The sequence below is a fragment of the Klebsiella sp. MBT K-1 genome (genome assembly GCF_002556465.1).
In the GTDB taxonomy this organism is placed as follows: Bacteria; Pseudomonadota; Gammaproteobacteria; order Enterobacterales; family Enterobacteriaceae; genus Klebsiella; species Klebsiella grimontii.
This window is the reverse complement of sequence record NZ_PDEL01000017.1, coordinates 33,650-50,963: the sequence shown is the minus strand read 5'-3', so window position 1 is coordinate 50,963 and position 17,314 is coordinate 33,650. Positions and strand designations below refer to the sequence as shown.

General features: G+C 55.0%; 16 protein-coding genes. 6 read left to right on the top strand and 10 right to left on the bottom strand.

The genetic code is table 11. The features are described 5' to 3' along the window. Positions 1-2: 2 nt before the first annotated feature. The gene (gene mutT / locus CMQ96_RS22975; protein ID WP_024360316.1) at positions 3-410 is read left to right on the top strand and encodes an 8-oxo-dGTP diphosphatase MutT; all 408 of its coding nucleotides are present in this window, start codon (positions 3-5) and stop codon (positions 408-410) included. Between the two features lie 52 nt (positions 411-462). Here the strand turns inward: mutT and yacG are convergent, their stop codons facing one another. From yacG to coaE, 3 genes are read right to left on the bottom strand one after another with little or no spacing between them, the layout of a single operon-like run. Next, positions 463-657, bottom strand: a complete 195-nt coding sequence (gene yacG, locus CMQ96_RS22970; protein ID WP_004872170.1) for a DNA gyrase inhibitor YacG — start codon at positions 655-657, stop codon at positions 463-465. Between the two features lie 9 nt (positions 658-666). Continuing rightward, positions 667-1,410, bottom strand: a complete 744-nt coding sequence (gene zapD / locus CMQ96_RS22965; protein WP_024360317.1) for a cell division protein ZapD — start codon at positions 1,408-1,410, stop codon at positions 667-669. Then, positions 1,410-2,030, bottom strand: a complete 621-nt coding sequence (gene coaE / locus CMQ96_RS22960) for a dephospho-CoA kinase (protein ID WP_004872162.1) — start codon at positions 2,028-2,030, stop codon at positions 1,410-1,412. Before coaE ends, zapD begins: the two co-directional genes overlap by 1 nt. A 348-nt stretch (positions 2,031-2,378) precedes the next feature. Here coaE and CMQ96_RS22955 point away from each other — a divergent pair, with 348 nt between their 5' ends. Continuing rightward, positions 2,379-3,422 carry a GMP reductase gene (locus CMQ96_RS22955; protein ID WP_049087180.1) on the top strand — a complete coding sequence of 348 codons (1,044 nt, stop codon included), beginning with the start codon at positions 2,379-2,381 and terminating at the stop codon, positions 3,420-3,422. Positions 3,423-3,451: 29 nt separating this feature from the next. Here CMQ96_RS22955 and hofC read toward each other — a convergent pair whose 3' ends face one another. From hofC to nadC, 4 genes are all read right to left on the bottom strand, one after another. Next, complete coding sequence (gene hofC / locus CMQ96_RS22950; protein WP_098067374.1) at positions 3,452-4,657, bottom strand: protein transport protein HofC; 1,206 nt, start codon at positions 4,655-4,657, stop codon at positions 3,452-3,454. Then, on the bottom strand, positions 4,647-6,032 hold the full coding sequence (gene gspE / locus CMQ96_RS22945) for a type II secretion system protein GspE (protein ID WP_049130620.1): 1,386 nt from the start codon (positions 6,030-6,032) through the stop codon (positions 4,647-4,649). The genes hofC and gspE overlap by 11 nt, the downstream gene beginning before the upstream one ends. Positions 6,033-6,042: 10 nt before the next feature. Next, complete coding sequence (gene ppdD, locus CMQ96_RS22940; protein WP_004872155.1) at positions 6,043-6,474, bottom strand: prepilin peptidase-dependent pilin; 432 nt, start codon at positions 6,472-6,474, stop codon at positions 6,043-6,045. Between the two features lie 183 nt (positions 6,475-6,657). Then, positions 6,658-7,551 carry a carboxylating nicotinate-nucleotide diphosphorylase gene (nadC, locus tag CMQ96_RS22935; RefSeq protein WP_004872153.1) on the bottom strand — a complete coding sequence of 298 codons (894 nt, stop codon included), beginning with the start codon at positions 7,549-7,551 and terminating at the stop codon, positions 6,658-6,660. Between the two features lie 194 nt (positions 7,552-7,745). Between nadC and ampD the strand changes: the two genes are divergently transcribed. Then, positions 7,746-8,297, top strand: coding sequence for a 1,6-anhydro-N-acetylmuramyl-L-alanine amidase AmpD (gene ampD, locus CMQ96_RS22930; protein WP_004872150.1), 552 nt, complete (start codon positions 7,746-7,748; stop codon positions 8,295-8,297). Between the two features lie 9 nt (positions 8,298-8,306). Beyond that, entirely contained in the window at positions 8,307-9,161 is an 855-nt protein-coding gene (gene ampE, locus CMQ96_RS22925; protein ID WP_024360320.1) for a beta-lactamase regulator AmpE, read from the top strand. Between the two features lie 31 nt (positions 9,162-9,192). Here ampE and CMQ96_RS22920 read toward each other — a convergent pair whose 3' ends face one another. The 3 genes from CMQ96_RS22920 to aroP all read right to left on the bottom strand — a co-directional run bounded on the left by CMQ96_RS22920 (position 9,193) and on the right by aroP (position 13,096). After that, positions 9,193-10,143, bottom strand: coding sequence for a family 43 glycosylhydrolase (locus tag CMQ96_RS22920; protein WP_098067373.1), 951 nt, complete (start codon positions 10,141-10,143; stop codon positions 9,193-9,195). After that, the gene (locus CMQ96_RS22915; RefSeq protein ID WP_098067372.1) at positions 10,143-11,549 is read right to left on the bottom strand and encodes a glycoside-pentoside-hexuronide (GPH):cation symporter; all 1,407 of its coding nucleotides are present in this window, start codon (positions 11,547-11,549) and stop codon (positions 10,143-10,145) included. Before CMQ96_RS22915 ends, CMQ96_RS22920 begins: the two co-directional genes overlap by 1 nt. A 176-nt stretch (positions 11,550-11,725) precedes the next feature. Next, on the bottom strand, positions 11,726-13,096 hold the full coding sequence (gene aroP / locus CMQ96_RS22910; RefSeq protein ID WP_098067371.1) for an aromatic amino acid transporter AroP: 1,371 nt from the start codon (positions 13,094-13,096) through the stop codon (positions 11,726-11,728). Positions 13,097-13,748: 652 nt separating this feature from the next. Between aroP and pdhR the strand changes: the two genes are divergently transcribed. Continuing rightward, entirely contained in the window at positions 13,749-14,528 is a 780-nt protein-coding gene (gene pdhR, locus CMQ96_RS22905) for a pyruvate dehydrogenase complex transcriptional repressor PdhR (protein WP_004098632.1), read from the top strand. 119 nt (positions 14,529-14,647) lie between these two features. Beyond that, complete coding sequence (aceE, locus tag CMQ96_RS22900; protein ID WP_049090141.1) at positions 14,648-17,311, top strand: pyruvate dehydrogenase (acetyl-transferring), homodimeric type; 2,664 nt, start codon at positions 14,648-14,650, stop codon at positions 17,309-17,311. The last annotated feature ends 3 nt before the right edge of the window (positions 17,312-17,314 follow it).

Here is a 17,314-nt window from a genome sequence, read left to right as displayed (position 1 = left end):
CAATGAAAACGCTGCAAATTTCAGTGGGTATTATCCGTAATTCGCAAGGGGAAATTTTTATAACCCAGCGCGCTGCCGACGCGCATATGGCGAATAAACTTGAATTCCCTGGCGGAAAAATCGAAGCAGGAGAGTCGTCTGAGCAGGCCTTAGTTCGCGAATTGCAGGAAGAGGTCGGCATTACGGTGCGTGCTTCCCGTCTGTTTGATAAGCTGGAGTATCAGTTTCCCGATCGTCATATCACGCTGTGGTTCTGGCTGGTGGAAAGCTGGGATGGCGAGCCGTGGGGTAAAGAAGGGCAACCGGGCCGCTGGATTGCGCAGAGCGCGCTCGTTGCGGAGGATTTTCCGCCGGCAAACGAACCTGTCATTGCCAAATTAATTCAATATTCTCAGATCGGCCGGGGGTAACGCTGGCATCGGGCAAATTAGGGCGGGGCAGCGAGTGCCCGCCCTGAGTCAGTTACTCTTTTTCTTCGCTCCAGCCATCGCTATCCGACAGATCGCCGCTGCTTGGGATGCGCTTTTCTTCCGCCGCCCATTCACCTAAATCGATAAGCTGGCAGCGTTTGGAACAGAACGGGCGATGCGGGCTCTGCTCATTCCAGACCACGATTTTTCCGCAGGTTGGGCAGTTGACGGTTATCTCTTCTGACATCTTTTCTCCTTAACAGCAGGCCAGTTCAAAATCAAAACGCTCCGGCACGATACCGTGCTCGCTGTCCAGCGGCATAAAGCGGATGGCAAAGCGGCTCTTATGGCCTGATATCTGGGGATAGAGCTGGCTGGCAAGATCCAAATGCAGACGCAGCAGATCGGCGTCTTCGCCGTTGTCCTGATAAAAACCGTTCAGGCTGGTCTGCTTGCGGAAGGGGGCCGAGTTGCGGATGAGATCGAGGATGAGCATCAGCGATTGGGTCAACGGTTCCAGGCTGGCCAGCCACTTGCCTACCTGCTCATCGCGATATTCCTGCGGCATATGCAGCCAGATGTGCAGCGTCGGGAGATCGAAGCTACAGCAGCCGCCTGGGATGCTTAAGCGCTGGCGTACCAGGGCTATCAAACGATCCTCTCGCAGATACTGGCCGATACGCGGCGCCGACATCAACGTACTGCCAGATTGCTTCAGCTGCTGACGCAACTCGTTGATACGATCCCGATCAACGCCAGGGACTTCCGCCCAGGATTGCAGCTTCCGCTGCTGGCGATCCAGCTCTTTTATCAGATCGGTACGCACTTCACCGCGTTCGAATACATCTAAAAGGTCGCCGATATTGCGGAAAAAGTGAAGTGCATCCGCATGGCTGGTAATCGCCGGATGTACGGCCAACTGCTGGAGCAAAAACTCAATACGCAGCCAGGTGCGCATTTTTTCATTAAGCGGATGTTCGAATAGAACAGGGGTATGCATTACGGTTTTTCCTGTGAGGCGGCCTGCGATGCCAGCCGTTGATACTTTGCATGCAGGCGGGCGACATCTGATGCGATGGCATCAGGTGAACCCATATTTTCAATAACATCATCCGCAACGGCAAGGCGCTGCTCGCGCGTGGCCTGAGCGGCAAGAATATGTTCCGCATGTTGCCGACTGACCCGATCGCGAAGCATCGTGCGCTCTATCTGCGTCTCTTTGGGCACATCAACAACAAGCACGCGATCGGCTTTGGCGGACAAACGGTTTTCGACCAATAAAGGTACAACCCAGAGAATATAAGACGAGGTGGCAAGCTGCATCTGGCGACGCGTTTCCTGCTGAATTTGTGGGTGCAGCAGCGCGTTTAGCCAGCTCTTATCCTCTGCATGAGCGAAAATATGCTCGCGCAGAGCACGACGGTTAAGGGTGCCATCTTCATTAAGTATCTGCGGACCGAAGCGTTGAGCAATAGCGTTGAGCCCCGGAGTGCCGGGCTCTACCACCTGGCGCGCGATAATGTCAGCATCAATAACGTTAACCCCGAGGTGTGAGAATGCATCGGCTACGGTACTTTTACCGCTGCCGATGCCGCCTGTTAACGCTACCGTGTATGTCATACACCTCAATCCTGAAACTGACTACATGCACATTTTTCACTAACGGCGCCGCTATTTACGACGCGACGACGCCACTGCGACAGTGGGTTTACCGGCGTAATATCAACCGATAAAGTGCTGTCACCACCTATTCTTGTTTTTTTTGCGCATGTAAATCAAATGGTTAAAAATGATACGCCAGCGATGGGATATCGCAAATTCGCTTTTGGCTATTCACCAGGTAAATTTATACGATTGTAGCGTAAAAAAAGTGAAAATCGCAGTCTTGCGCGGCCATGATTCGTGCGTATGATAGCGTCACTGGAGTTGTGCTCTCACAATAATGCAATTAACCCCAGGAATTCGCACATGCGTATTGAAGAAGATTTGAAGCTTGGTTTTAAAGACGTTCTTATCCGCCCGAAACGTTCTACCCTCAAAAGCCGTTCTGACGTACAGCTGGAACGTGAATTCACTTTCAAACACTCTGGCCAGACCTGGACTGGCGTGCCGATTATTGCTGCTAACATGGATACCGTTGGCACGTTCGCTATGGCTAAAGCTCTGGCTTCGTTCGGCGTTCTGACCGCGGTGCATAAGCATTACAGCGTTGAACAGTGGCAGGCGTTTGTTCAGAGCGTATCTGCGGATGTCGTGCAGCACGTAATGGTCTCCACCGGGACCTCCGACGCGGATTTCGAAAAAACCAAACAGATTCTGATCCAGAACCCGCAGCTTAGCTTTGTGTGCATTGACGTGGCGAATGGCTATTCCGAGCACTTCGTGCAGTTTGTCGCGAAAGCCCGCGAAGCCTGGCCGCAGAAAACCATCATTGCAGGTAACGTTGTTACCGGCGAAATGTGCGAAGAGCTGGTTCTTTCTGGCGCCGATATCGTGAAGGTTGGCATCGGCCCGGGCTCCGTATGTACAACCCGCGTGAAAACCGGTGTCGGCTATCCACAGCTTTCCGCCGTGATTGAATGTGCCGACGCGGCGCACGGCCTTGGCGGGCAGATTATCAGCGACGGCGGATGCACTATGCCCGGAGATGTGGCTAAAGCATTCGGCGGCGGCGCAGATTTTGTGATGCTTGGCGGTATGCTGGCTGGTCACGAAGAGAGCGGCGGCACCGTGGTTGAAGAAAACGGTGAAAAATTCATGCTGTTCTACGGCATGAGCTCCGAGTCGGCGATGACCCGTCACGTTGGCGGCGTAGCCCAGTATCGTGCGGCGGAAGGCAAAACCGTTAAGCTGCCTCTGCGCGGCCCGGTTGAACACACCGCGCGCGATATTCTTGGCGGCCTGCGCTCCGCGTGCACCTACGTTGGTGCTTCACGCCTGAAAGAACTGACTAAACGTACGACTTTTATTCGCGTACAGGAGCAAGAGAACCGCGTGTTCAACAGCCTGTAATGCCGCTCGCTGGCGCGTTTGCGCCAGCGTTATCCCCCCATCCCGCTAATGGCGTCGCCCAGATGAAAAATGGGTAAATACATCGCCACCACCAGCACGCCGACAATCGTTCCGGTTACAACCAGCATCATCGGCTCCAGTAAGGTGGCCAGGTTATCTGCCTGCTGATGCGTCTGCTCGCTATGGTGACGAGCCAGATTGGCCAGCATGGTATCCAGCGAACCTGAAGCTTCACCGGTACGAATCAGCTGTAGACACAGCGGCGTAAATCCTCCGCTGTTGGCGAGCGCCTGCCAGATGGGATCGCCGTGGGTAATTTGCCGGCAAACCTGGCGGAGCCTCTGTCGCCACAGCGGACAATTCAGGGTTTCCTCTACGCTTTGCAGCCCTTGCAGAAAGCTGATACCGGCGCTTTGCGTCAAGGCGAGTACGGTAAAAATCTGGCTAAGCCGCTGGCCGCATAGCAGTTTGCCAAACACCGGCAGCGTATGGAGCAGCTTCTGGCGATACAGCAGCCAGCCTGGCCGCTGGCAAATCAGCCGGTTGAGTATCGCAGGCAAAATACCCAGCGCCGCGAGCAATGGCCAAAAGCGAGTTAGCCCCTCACCGACGCTCATTACCACACGGGTCAGCCACGGCAGCGGGGTGTTGAAAGTTTGATATATAGCGGCAAACTCCGGTAAGACGAAACACAGCATTCCCATGACCACCAGCAGCGCCAGAGTCAAAATAATCAGCGGGTAGCGCAGCGCTTTTTTCACTTTCTCGGTAAGGAGCAGCTGTTCTCGCTGCTGCTGGGCCAGATCGGCGCAGCATAGCTCCAGTTTACCGGTAAGCTCACCGGTGCGGATCATGGCCAGATATAACGGGGGGAACGCTTCAGGCCATTTTTCCAGAGAGCCTGAAAGCGAAATGCCCTGCGCCAGATCCTCTGCCAGGGTTTGCAGCAACGCTTGCCATTGCGCATTGGGCTGCTGCTGAGCCAGCAGTTCCAGCCCCTCAGCCAGCGGGAGGCCGGCCTGAAGAAGGGCCGCCAGCTGGCGGATGATTTCACCGCTGTAGCGCGGATGCCAGAGGGCGTTTTGCACGCTACAGCGGCGCAGCGTCAGCGGGATAATTCGTTGCTGCTGTAGAACCTGCAATGCCTCCGGGCGATTATCCTGCCAGAGCGTTCCCTGGCAGGGAGCGCCCTGGAGAGTGATACCGCGCCAGCGCCACAGTCGTTTAGTCGCCATGCGGTATCCCCAACACGCGTACCACTTCTTCCAGACTGGTCATCCCGCGTTCGACGGCCAGGCAGCCGCTCTCAAATAGCGTCATCATGCCGGATTCCCTTGCCAGGGACTCGATCTCCCCGGCGCTAAGACCTTGAGTTATCGCCTGCCGTAACGTGGTATTGACGGGTAACAGCTCAAAGAGCGCCAGGCGACCGTAGTAGCCGTGATAGCAGTGCTGACAGCCCGGAGCCTGCCAGCGAGGAAGCGCCCGCGGCCACAGACTGTGCGGAACATCAGCCGAACTGCCGGTTTCCCGCCGGCAGTGGGGGCACAGCTTGCGTACCAGACGCTGAGCCACCACCAGCGAAAGCGCGGATGAGATCATCCAGCGCGCAACGCCCATCTGCTGCAGGCGGACCAGCGTTTCACTGGTTGAATTGGTGTGCAGCGTTGAGAGCACCAGGTGCCCGGTCTGCGCTGCTTTTATCGCGATTTCAGCGGTTTCCGCATCGCGTATTTCTCCCACCATTACGATATCAGGATCCTGACGGAGCAGGGCGCGCAGTACACTGTGAAAGGTTAAACCCGCCCGGGGGTTAATCTGCGTCTGATTCATCCCCACAATGGGGATCTCTAGCGGATCTTCAACGCTGCATATATTGACCTCGTCGCGATTCCGCGCCTGTAGCGCGCTGTATAAAGTGACGGTTTTCCCACTTCCCGTCGGACCGGTAACCAGCATCAGGCCCTGGGGTTGGTTTAGCGCCGAGCGGAAGGCGGCAAGCTGCTGGGAGGAGAGCCCCAGCGCCTCCAGGTCCAGCGCTTGTTCAACCTGATGTAGTAAACGCAGAACGATTTTCTCCCCTCCGCGGCAGGGAAGCGTGGCGATCCGAAACGAGATCGGACGCTCGGAGAGCGTGAGGGTGAACTGACCGTCCTGCGGTATCCGATGTTCGGCGATATCCAGATTACCGAGCACCTTAAGTCGGGCGGTGATTGGGGCGGCGAGCTCCGCGGCTAGCGGCGCAAGAGAATGGAGTACGCCGTCTACCCGCAGGCGAATTCTCAGGCGATCGTCGCCGGGTTCGATATGAATATCAGACGCGCGCTGGCGCAGGGCTTGTTCGAGAAGGTTATTCACCTGTTCAACGACGCTGGCTGAGGCTTCAACAGGTGGGGCGAGCGTTGATATTCCCGGCGTCTGCAGCCGTTTGTCCATCCGGTCCTGGCTCCAGCATTCGATATCAATCCTTTTCTGAGTCGCGAAGCGCAGGGCTTCCATGAGTTCCGGTGCAGGGGCATCGACTACGGCGATGGCAATGGTGTGTTCATCGCTATCGAGCAGCAATGCCTTGTAGCGCTGGCACAGGGGGATCAATTGTTCAGTTTTCATTGCCGCCCCCTCAGTTAAAACGGAACACATCTTCACAGGCCTGCTTGAGTGCGCTATCGCCGGTAATATTACAAACGCGCTGCCAGCCGGTGATACCGTTAGCGTTATCCCAGGACGGCGTCATAGTGACGCTCAGGCCATTGAGACTTTCCTGGCCGGTGAGCGTGACAACGCCCGTCGCTACGGTCATAGCGGAGACGTAGCGGGTGGTTGCGGGGGAGGGGATCCCATTGCTTCCGCCATCGCAGGGGGTTAATCCGCCGTGCTCCAGCGCGCATAGCTCAATGGCGGTACGGAAAGGGACGAAGGTTTGTAGCATGTCGGTAAGCGCCGCTTTTCGCAGGTAGTTCTGATAGGCCGGAATGCCGATTGCGCTGAGAATGGCGATGATCCCGATGACCACCATGAGTTCGATGAGGGTAAAGCCATGTTGTTTGTTCATAAGTTGCTCCTTGTTATCTTCGGGAGCACTTTGCCGGGCTTTTTTTAGCGATACGAGCCGCAGATTTCGCCTAAGGAAGCCGGGTTCCAGGCTTTTTGGGCCGCTTGCATGGAGGGATTATTGGCATGCGAGTCAGTTCGCAAAAGCGAGCCCCGGCATAAAGTGAAAACCGGGGCAGGGGGATTAGCGAAAACGCATAGAGAGGTCGAGGGCGCGCACGTGTTTCGTCAACGCGCCAACGGAGATGTAGTCGACGCCGGTTTCGGCAAATTCACGAATGGTATCGAATGTGACGTTGCCGGAGACTTCCAGCGCTGCCTGACCCTGGGTGAGTTTGACCGCTTCGCGCATCAGGTCGGTAGTGAAGTTGTCGAGCATAATGATGTCGGCGCCGGCTTTCAGCGCTTCGTCCAGCTCTTCAAGGGTTTCGACTTCCACTTCTACCGGCACATCAGGGTGTAGCCAGAACGCTTTTTCAACCGCCTGCCGTACCGAGCCGGAAGCGATAATATGATTCTCTTTAATCAGAAAGGCATCGGAGAGGCCCAGGCGATGGTTGGCACCGCCGCCGCATAAGACCGCGTACTTCAGCGCCGTGCGCAGACCCGGCAGCGTTTTGCGCGTATCGAGCAGCTGAGTTTTGGTGCCCGCCAGCAGATCGACATAGCGGCGGACTTCACTCGCCACCCCGGACAACGTCTGCACGAAATTAAGCGCGGTGCGCTCGCCGGTGAGCAGAATACGCGAAGGGCCATCCAGCTCGAACAGCGGCTGGTTTGCTTTTACCGCATCGCCATCTGCAACATGCCAGGTGAAGTTAACGTCATCGCCCGCAAGCTGAATAAAGACTTCTTCTACCCAGCGTTTACCGCAAAATACGCCATCTTCGCGGGTGATCACGACCGCATGCGAGCGCGCGTCCTGCGGCAATAATTGTGCGCTAATGTCGTTATTCGCATCCACTTCACCGCCTAAATCTTCCCGCAGGGATTGGGCGACGGCATCGGTAATATCAAGATTAATACGCTCCAGCAGCGCGTCACGGCGGCGGTCGGGATTGTAGCGACGAGGCGTCATGATAAAGCTCCAGATAGATAAGATTCAGAAGTGGGAAACATGCTAACCTGAACAACGTTTTTGTACCACATCCGCTTCATTTTGCCGGCGGTTTCAGCTTTTGGCGTTAGTCCGCTGAGCGACAGGGCGTATGATGCCGGGGATTTGTTGGACGCGGTGCCGCGAATGCATAAGCTAGTAAAAGGAGACTCAACATGCAGTTGAACGGGGGATGGCTGGTCGAGGCGCGTCGGGTACCTTCGCCGCATCAAGATAGTCGTCCGGATAATGAAACTCCCTCTTTGCTGGTGGTGCACAATATAAGCCTACCGCCCGGCGAATTTGGCGGCCCGTGGATTGATGCCCTGTTCAGCGGTACGCTCGATCCCCATGCCCATCCTTTCTTTGCCGAGATTGCCCATCTTCGCGTTTCGGCGCATTGTCTGATTCGCCGCGATGGTGAAATCGTGCAGTATGTGCCTTTCGACAAGCGCGCGTGGCACGCGGGTGTTTCAAGCTATCACGGGCGCGAGCGCTGCAACGATTTTTCGATAGGCATTGAGCTGGAAGGGACCGACGAGCTGGCTTATACCGACGCGCAGTATCAGCAGCTGGCAGCCGTTACCCGTCAGCTTATCCCGCTCTATCCGGCGATAGCCGACAATATCACCGGCCATAGCGATATTGCGCCAGTGCGTAAAACGGATCCCGGCCCGGCTTTTGACTGGGTAAAATTTCGCGGTCTGTTAACCCCGTCGTCAGAATAAGGAGATGCCATGACGTTGTTCACTACGCTGTTAGTCCTCATTGCCGAGCGCTTGTTTAAGCTGGGCGAGCACTGGCAGCTCGATCATCGGCTGGAAGTGCTGTTTCGCCGGATAAAGCATTATTCCCTGCTGACAACGGTACTGATGACGGTCGCGGCGGCGGCAGTGGTGTTTATTATTCAGCGCCTGCTGCAGGGGCAGCTGTTTAACGTTCCGCTGCTGGTGTTCTGGATCCTGCTGGGCCTGCTGTGCATCGGCGCAGGTAAAGTCCGTTTGCACTATCACGCCTACCTGAAGGCCGCGGCGCGCGATGATAGCCGCGCCTGCGACGCCATGGCCAGTGAACTTACCCTGATCCACGGCGTACCGCCCGGCTGCGACCAGCGTGAGTATCTGAGCGAGCTGCAAAATGCGCTGCTGTGGATTAACTACCGCTATTATCTTGCTCCGCTGTTCTGGTTTGTGGTCGGCGGGCCGTGGGGGCCGTTAACCCTGATCGCCTACTGTACGCTGCGGGCCTGGCAAACGTGGCTGGCGCGTTATCAGACGCCGCGCCATCGCTTACAGTCGGGTATCGACGGTATTCTGCACGTGGTCGATTGGGTTCCGGTACGCCTGGTCGGCGTGGTGTACGCTTTGGTTGGACACGGGGAAAAAGCCTTACCGGCGTGGTTTGCCTCGCTGGGCGACCGCCACTCTTCTCAGTATCAGGTATTGACGCGTCTGGCGCAGTATTCGCTGGCGCGTGAGCCGCACGTGGATAAAGTGGCCACGCCGAAGGCGGCGGTCTCTATGGCGAAGAAAACATCGCTGGTGGTGGTGGTGATTATGGCGCTGCTGACCATTTACGGTACGCTGATTTAAGCGCCTGCCCGTTGGCGGGCAGGCATGACTCTTAATACGTGTCTGCTGCCGGGATGCCAAAATCAGGCATCCCGTTTTCTTGCCAGCGAATGAGCTTCAGGCGCGTATGACGATTTGGATCGTACAGCGGGTCGCCTTCGATTTCGGTGTAGTTACGCGCGTGGTACACCAGCACATCTTCTCCCTCCGGCGTCTGCGTAAAACTATTGTGTCCGGGCCCATACTGACGATTCTCATAACTGGTGCGGAATACCGGCTGCGGCGCTTTATGCCAGTTTTCCGGCCGGAGCGGGTCGGCGCTAACGTCTATCCACAGTAAGCCCATGCAGTAGTTTTCGTCGGTGGCGCTGGCGGAATAGCTGACGAACAGCTTGTCTCCGTGGAACAGTACCGCCGGGCCTTCGTTCACCAGAAAACCTCGGCACTCCCAGTCGAACTCGGGTTGACTCAGCATGACCGGCTGACCTTTTAGCGTCCACGGATTTTCCAGTTCAGCCAGATAGAGGTTGGTATTACCTTTAATTTCAGGATCTTTTTGCGCCCACAGATACCACTGCTTACCCTGATGGCGGAAAGTCGTGGCATCCAGCGCAAAGGTATCAAGCGGCGTTTTAATCTGCCCTTTTTCCTGCCATTTACCGGTTAATGGGTCGCTGTCCGCGCATTCCAGGGCGAACATGCGGTGCTGGAACATCCCCAGCGCATCCAGGTCGTGCGTGTGGGTTGCCGCAAAGTAGATGTACCATTTTCCGTCAATCTCATGCAGCTCCGGGGCCCATATGAGCTGGCTCATCGGGCCGCTGTCCGGCTTACGCCAGACGACCACCGGCTGCGCGTCGCGTAAACCTTCAAGGGTTGCGGAGTGGCGGATTTCCAGACGGTCGTACTCCGGCACCGAGGCAATAAAGTAGTAGCTATCCTGATGGCGCAGAATATACGGGTCCGCGCGTTGTTCAATAAATGGATTCGGCCAGTTTTTCATTACGCTTTCCTTACATGTTCGCCGGTTTTCAGTTCCTGATAGTCATTGAGCTCGCTATAGTTGACCCGGCGTTTCTCGAGGTCAGACTGAATTTGCCTCATAAATTCGCGGTTAACCTTCAGCATACGCACCACTCCCGCGGTAATGAGATAGCCGACGCCGGGGATAACGCTGAATAGCAGTACGATACCGTTAATCGCGGATGCGCTTTGCTGTTTCGCGCCAGCATCGTAACCGTACCAGGAGAGCAGGAAGCCAACCATCGCGCCGGCGATAGCCAGACCGACCTTCAGGAAGAACAGGTTGCCGGAGAAGCTGATGCCGGTGATGCGTTTGCCGGTCTTCCATTCGCCGTAGTCGTCAACGTCGGCCATCAGCGACCAGTGCAGCGGTGAGGGGATCTGATGCAGGATATTCAGCAGGAAGTAGAGCGCCATAATCATCATGGTGGCGTGCGGGTCGAAGAAATAGAACGCGCAGGAGAAAACGGCCAGGACGATATTGGTCCAGAAAAACACCTGCAGTTTACACCAGCGGTCGGTCAGAACTTTCGCCAGCATACTACCGATCATCATCCCGACCACGCCAAGGCTGATAAACAGCGTGGCGAAGTGGGTGCTTTGCTGCATAACCCAGGTGACGTAGTACATGGTGGCGGCCATGCGAATAAAGCCCGGACAGACGTTGCACAGCGTTAACAGCAGGATGCGAACCCACTGGTCGTTTTTCCAGATGTCTTTCAGATCTTTTTTCAGCTCGTCGTTGGTCTGGACTGCGGGTTTTACGCGCTCACGAACGGTGGCAAAGCAGAACAGGAACATGCACATACCGATAAACGCCAGCACGGTCATCGCCATCTGGTAGCCTTTGGCTTTATCCTCACCGCCGAACCAGTCCGCCATCGGCAGCAGCGTCAGGGATAGCAGAAGAGTGGCAATACCGACCATCACGAAACGATAGGACTGGCAGGCCACGCGTTCCTGCGGGTCATTCGTAATCACGCTACCCAGTGAGCAGTAGGGGATGTTAATCGCGGTATAGGTTAGCGAGAGCATGAAGTAGGTGACGAAAGCATAGATAACCTTGCTATTGTACGTCCACTCCGGCGTGGTAAACATCAGGACGCTGAACAGCGCGTACGGGAAGGCAATCCACAGCAGCCATGGACGAAAACGGCCATATTTGCTGCGGGTACGGTCGGCCATCGCCCCCATAATCGGATCGGTAACCGCATCAATAACGCGTACAGAGAGCAGTAATACACCCACCAGCGCAGGTGCGAGGCCAAAAATATCCGTATAAAAATAGTTAACAAACAGCATGATGGCACCGAAGATGATATTGCATCCGGCATCACCCATCCCGTAGCCTATTTTCTCTTTAACTGAAAGCTTATTGCCATTCATCGCGGCGATCTCCCCGTTGCGGTATGGAGAGAATTATTAGTCGGGTAATAAATAAATGCGTTGTAGGAAAGGGTTAACGATATGGATAAATCGGTTATCAGGGGGAAAGTGTGAAGCAGATAACAATGCGCTGTGCCCGCCAGCGGCGGGCGGGCACAGATTCAGGAGATGTATGATTATGCTTTAATGGTGCTGGCCGTTTTCTGCTTAAACAGGTAGCCGACGCCGAGAACGGCAATCCATACCGGAATAAGGTAAACGGAGATCGCCATGCCAGGGGTCATCAGCATGATCACCAGTACTCCCGCCATGAACAGCAGGCAAATCCAGTTGCCCAGCGGATACAGCAGCGCCGGGAAGCGGGTCACCACGCCCTGCTGCTGCTTAGCGCGACGGAATTTGATATGCGCCAGGCTGATCATCGCCCAGTTGATCACCAGGGCAGAAACTACCAGCGCCATCAGCAGACCAAACGCCGATTCCGGCGCGAAGTAGTTAATCAGGACGCACAGCGCGGTCACCAGTGCGGAGACCAGAATAGTGTTGACCGGCACGCCGCGTTTATCGACGCTCATCAGCGCTTTTGGCGCGTTACCCTGCTGGGCCAGGCCGAACAGCATACGGCTGTTGCAGTAAACGCAGCTGTTATACACCGAAAGCGCCGCGGTCAGGACCACGATATTCAGGGCGTTAGCGACAAAGGTATCGCCCAGCTCATGGAAAATCAGGACGAACGGACTGGTATCGGCGGTCACGCGGCTCCATGGCAGCAGCGAAAGCAGAACGGCCAGCGAGCCCACATAGAAAATCAGAATACGGTAGATAACCTGGTTAGTGGCTTTTGGAATGCTTTGTTCCGGGTTATCCGCTTCTGCGGCGGTAATACCCACCAGCTCCAGACCGCCGAACGAGAACATAATAATCGCCATCATCATCACCAGCCCGGTGAAGCCGTGCGGCAGGAATCCGCCTTGCTCCCACAGGTTGCGTACGGTGGCCTGCGGGCCGCCGTTGCCGCTAAACAGCAGCCAGCCGCCGAAAAGGATCATCGCCACGACGGCGACAACTTTAATGATAGCGAACCAGAACTCCATTTCGCCAAACACTTTGACGTTAGTCAGGTTGATCGCGTTGATGGCGATAAAGAAAATGGCCGCAGAAACCCAGGTAGGAATTTCCGGCCACCAGAACTGAACGTATTTCCCGACCGCGGTCAGCTCGGCCATCGCGACCAGCACGTAAAGAACCCAGTAGTTCCAGCCGGAAGCAAAGCCCGCAAAGCCGCCCCAGTATTTGTAGGCAAAATGACTAAATGAACCGGCCACCGGTTCTTCAACGACCATCTCGCCCAACTGACGCATAATCAGGAAGGCAATAAAACCGGCAATTGCGTAGCCCAGAATAATACCGGGACCTGCATTTTGGATGACGGATGCGCTACCGAGAAACAAGCCGGTACCGATAGCGCCTCCCAGCGCAATAAGCTGAATATGGCGGTTTTTAAGGCCGCGCTTTAGCCGATCGCCATGCTGTTGACCTTCCATCATGAAACCTCGTGTGTGGTTATGGTTATTATGTTTGTCCGCGTCATCCTTCAGGTGACTTCTTCGCTGTCCATCCCTGCCTGATAGCATAGTCAGTGAAATTTCAGCGGGCCTGAGCTCCGTTTTGCCCCGAGTGATGCAACGCAGATATTGTTGTGTTTGTGTAATTATCAAATTCCGATGATGTATTTATTTCTTTACGCAAGGCGGAGAGGGAATTCATGAAAAGGCCTTTCGTATCATGGAGAATAGTGATAAGCGCCGCTGAATGCACCTGCTTTATGAAGGGATGATGACGAAGCGAGCAAAAAGAAACCATTTGTAAATCACACCTCAATATTCCGCTCCTACCTCTTCTTTGCCATTTAGTCGCTTTTATTGAATTTATATTCATTAGTTGGTGAGTTGAATCGGTTCAGATAGCGTAATTTTTCGTTTCGATTAAGTTAACGCTACCTCTTTGTGAGTAAACACAACATTTGTGCAAAGTTACATTTATGAAATGTTATTTCTGTAAGGTTGTTAAAACGTGCCAGGTTTAATGATTTCAATCAAAACCTGTATGGACAGAAGGTGAATACTTTGTTACTTTAGCGATACGAACTATGAATTGGTAAGACCAATTGACTCCGGGCTAATGGCAGAGACAGGGAATATGGCCTACAGCAAGATCCGCCAACCAAAACTATCCGATGTGATAGAGCAGCAGCTGGAGTTTTTAATCCTTGAGGGGACGTTGCGCCCCGGTGAAAAACTCCCGCCAGAACGTGAACTGGCAAAACAGTTCGACGTTTCCCGTCCCTCGCTCCGTGAGGCTATTCAACGCCTCGAAGCTAAGGGCTTGTTGCTTCGTCGCCAGGGGGGCGGAACGTTTGTACAAAGCCGCCTGTGGCAGAGCTTCAGCGACCCGCTGGTAGAGCTACTGTCCGACCACCCTGAATCCCAATTCGATCTGCTGGAAACCCGTCACGCGCTTGAAGGCATTGCGGCTTATTACGCAGCGCTGCGCAGCAACGATGAAGACCGCGAACGTATTCGCGAGCTGCATCAGGCCATTGAACGGGCTCAGCAGTCCGGCGATCTTGACGCCGAATCCGATGCCGTCGTCCAGTATCAAATTGCCGTCACCGAAGCGGCGCACAATGTGGTGCTGCTCCATCTACTACGCTGTATGGAGCCGATGCTGGCCCAGAACGTTCGCCAGAATTTTGAATTGTTGTACGCCCGTCGGGAGATGCTCCCGCAGGTCAGCAATCATCGTACTCGAATTTTTGAGGCGATAATCGCCGGGGAACCGGAGCAGGCGCGTGAAGCCTCGCATCGTCACCTGGCGTTCATTGAGGAAATTTTGCTGGATCGTAGCCGTGAGCAGAGCCGTCGTGAACGCTCGCTGCGTCGTTTACAGCAACGAAAAGATGAGAACTCCGGTTCTTAAGCGCCATTTTTAGAGCGCGGCAACTAAACGCAGAACCTGTCTTATTGCATTCTCTGGCGAGAATTCAATGGGACAGGTTCCAGATTAATCAACGATTAGATAGATAAGGAATACCCCCCATGTCAGAACGTTTACCCAATGACGTGGATCCGATCGAAACTCGCGACTGGCTACAGGCGATCGAATCGGTCATCCGTGAAGAAGGTGTTGAGCGCGCTCAGTATCTTATTGACCAACTCCTTTCTGAAGCCCGCAAAGGCGGGGTGAAAGTGGCTGCTGGCGCATCGACCGGTGGTTACGTAAACACTATTGCCGTTGAAGATGAACCGGAATACCCGGGGAATCTGGATCTGGAACGTCGTATCCGTTCTGCGATCCGCTGGAACGCCATCATGACCGTTCTGCGCGCATCGAAAAAGGATCTCGAACTGGGCGGCCACATGGCTTCCTTCCAGTCTTCCGCAACCTTCTACGAAGTGTGCTTTAACCACTTCTTCCGCGCACGCAACGAACAGGACGGCGGCGACCTGGTTTACTTCCAGGGCCACATCTCTCCGGGCGTCTACGCGCGTGCTTTCCTGGAAGGTCGTCTGACTGAAGAGCAGATGAACAACTTCCGTCAGGAAGTTCACGGTAAAGGTCTGTCCTCTTATCCGCACCCGAAACTGATGCCGGAATTCTGGCAGTTCCCGACCGTTTCTATGGGCCTGGGCCCTATCGGCGCGATTTATCAGGCTAAGTTCCTGAAATATCTGGAACACCGTGGTCTGAAAGATACTTCCAAACAAACCGTTTACGCCTTCCTGGGCGACGGTGAGATGGACGAACCGGAATCCAAAGGCGCGATCACCATCGCGACCCGTGAGAAACTGGACAACCTGGTTTTCGTTATCAACTGTAACCTGCAGCGTCTTGACGGCCCGGTTACCGGTAATGGCAAGATCATTAACGAACTGGAAGGCATCTTTGGTGGTGCTGGCTGGAACGTTATCAAGGTTATCTGGGGCGGACGCTGGGACGAACTGCTGCGTAAAGACACCAGCGGTAAACTGATCCAGCTGATGGAAGAGACCGTTGACGGTGACTACCAGACCTTCAAATCCAAAGATGGCGCCTACGTGCGTGAGCACTTCTTCGGTAAATATCCGGAAACCGCAGCGCTGGTTGCCGACTGGACTGACGAGCAGATCTGGGCCCTCAACCGCGGCGGCCACGATCCGAAGAAAGTCTATGCTGCACTGAAAAAAGCGCAGGAAACCAAAGGCAAAGCTACCGTTATCCTCGCCCATACCATTAAAGGTTACGGCATGGGTGACACCGCTGAAGGTAAAAACATCGCCCACCAGGTTAAGAAAATGAACATGGACGGCGTTCGCTACGTCCGCGATCGTTTCAACGTGCCGGTTGCCGATGCGGATATCGAAAAACTGCCGTACGTGACCTTCCCGGAAGGTTCCGAAGAGCACACCTATCTGCACGCCCAGCGTCAGAAACTGCACGGCTATCTGCCGAGCCGTCAGCCGAACTTCGATGAGAAGCTGGAGCTGCCGACTCTGGAAGATTTCGGGCCGCTGCTGGAAGAGCAGAATAAAGAGATCTCTACCACTATCGCGTTCGTTCGTGCCCTGAACGTGATGCTGAAGAACAAATCCATCAAAGACCGCCTCGTGCCGATCATCGCCGATGAAGCGCGTACCTTTGGTATGGAAGGTCTGTTCCGTCAGATCGGTATCTACAGCCCGAACGGCCAGCAGTACACCCCGCAGGACCGTGAGCAGGTTGCATACTACAAAGAAGACGAGAAAGGCCAGATTCTGCAGGAAGGTATCAACGAACTGGGTGCAGGCGCGTCCTGGTTGGCTGCTGCGACCTCCTACAGCACCAACAACCTGCCGATGATCCCCTTCTACATCTACTACTCCATGTTCGGGTTCCAGCGTATCGGCGACCTGTGCTGGCAGGCCGGCGACCAGCAGGCTCGCGGCTTCCTGATCGGTGGTACTTCCGGTCGTACGACGCTGAACGGCGAAGGTCTGCAGCACGAAGATGGCCATAGCCATATTCAGTCTCTGACCATCCCGAACTGTATCTCTTACGATCCGTCTTACGCGTACGAAGTTGCGGTCATCATGCACGATGGTCTGGAGCGTATGTACGGTGAGAAACAAGAGAACGTTTACTACTACATCACCACGCTGAACGAAAACTACCACATGCCGGCCATGCCGGAAGGCGCCGAGGAAGGTATCCGTAAAGGTATCTACAAACTCGAAACCGTTGAAGGTAGCAAAGGTAAAGTTCAGCTGCTGGGCTCCGGTTCTATCCTGCGTCACGTTCGTGAAGCCGCGCAGATCCTGGCTAACGACTACGGCGTAGGTTCTGACGTTTATAGCGTCACCTCCTTCACCGAACTGGCGCGCGATGGCCAGGATTGTGAACGCTGGAACATGCTGCACCCGCTGGAAACGCCGCGCGTTCCGTATATTGCTCAGGTGATGAACGACGCTCCGGCAGTCGCATCGACTGACTATATGAAACTGTTCGCTGAGCAGGTTCGTACTTACGTACCGGCCGATGATTACCGCGTACTGGGTACCGACGGCTTCGGTCGCTCTGACAGCCGTGAAAACCTGCGTCACCACTTCGAAGTTGACGCTTCCTACGTAGTGGTAGCAGCGCTGGGCGAACTGGCTAAACGTGGCGAAATCGATAAGAAAGTGGTTGCGGAAGCCATCACTAAATTCAACATCGATGCAGATAAAGTTAACCCGCGTCTGGCGTAAGAG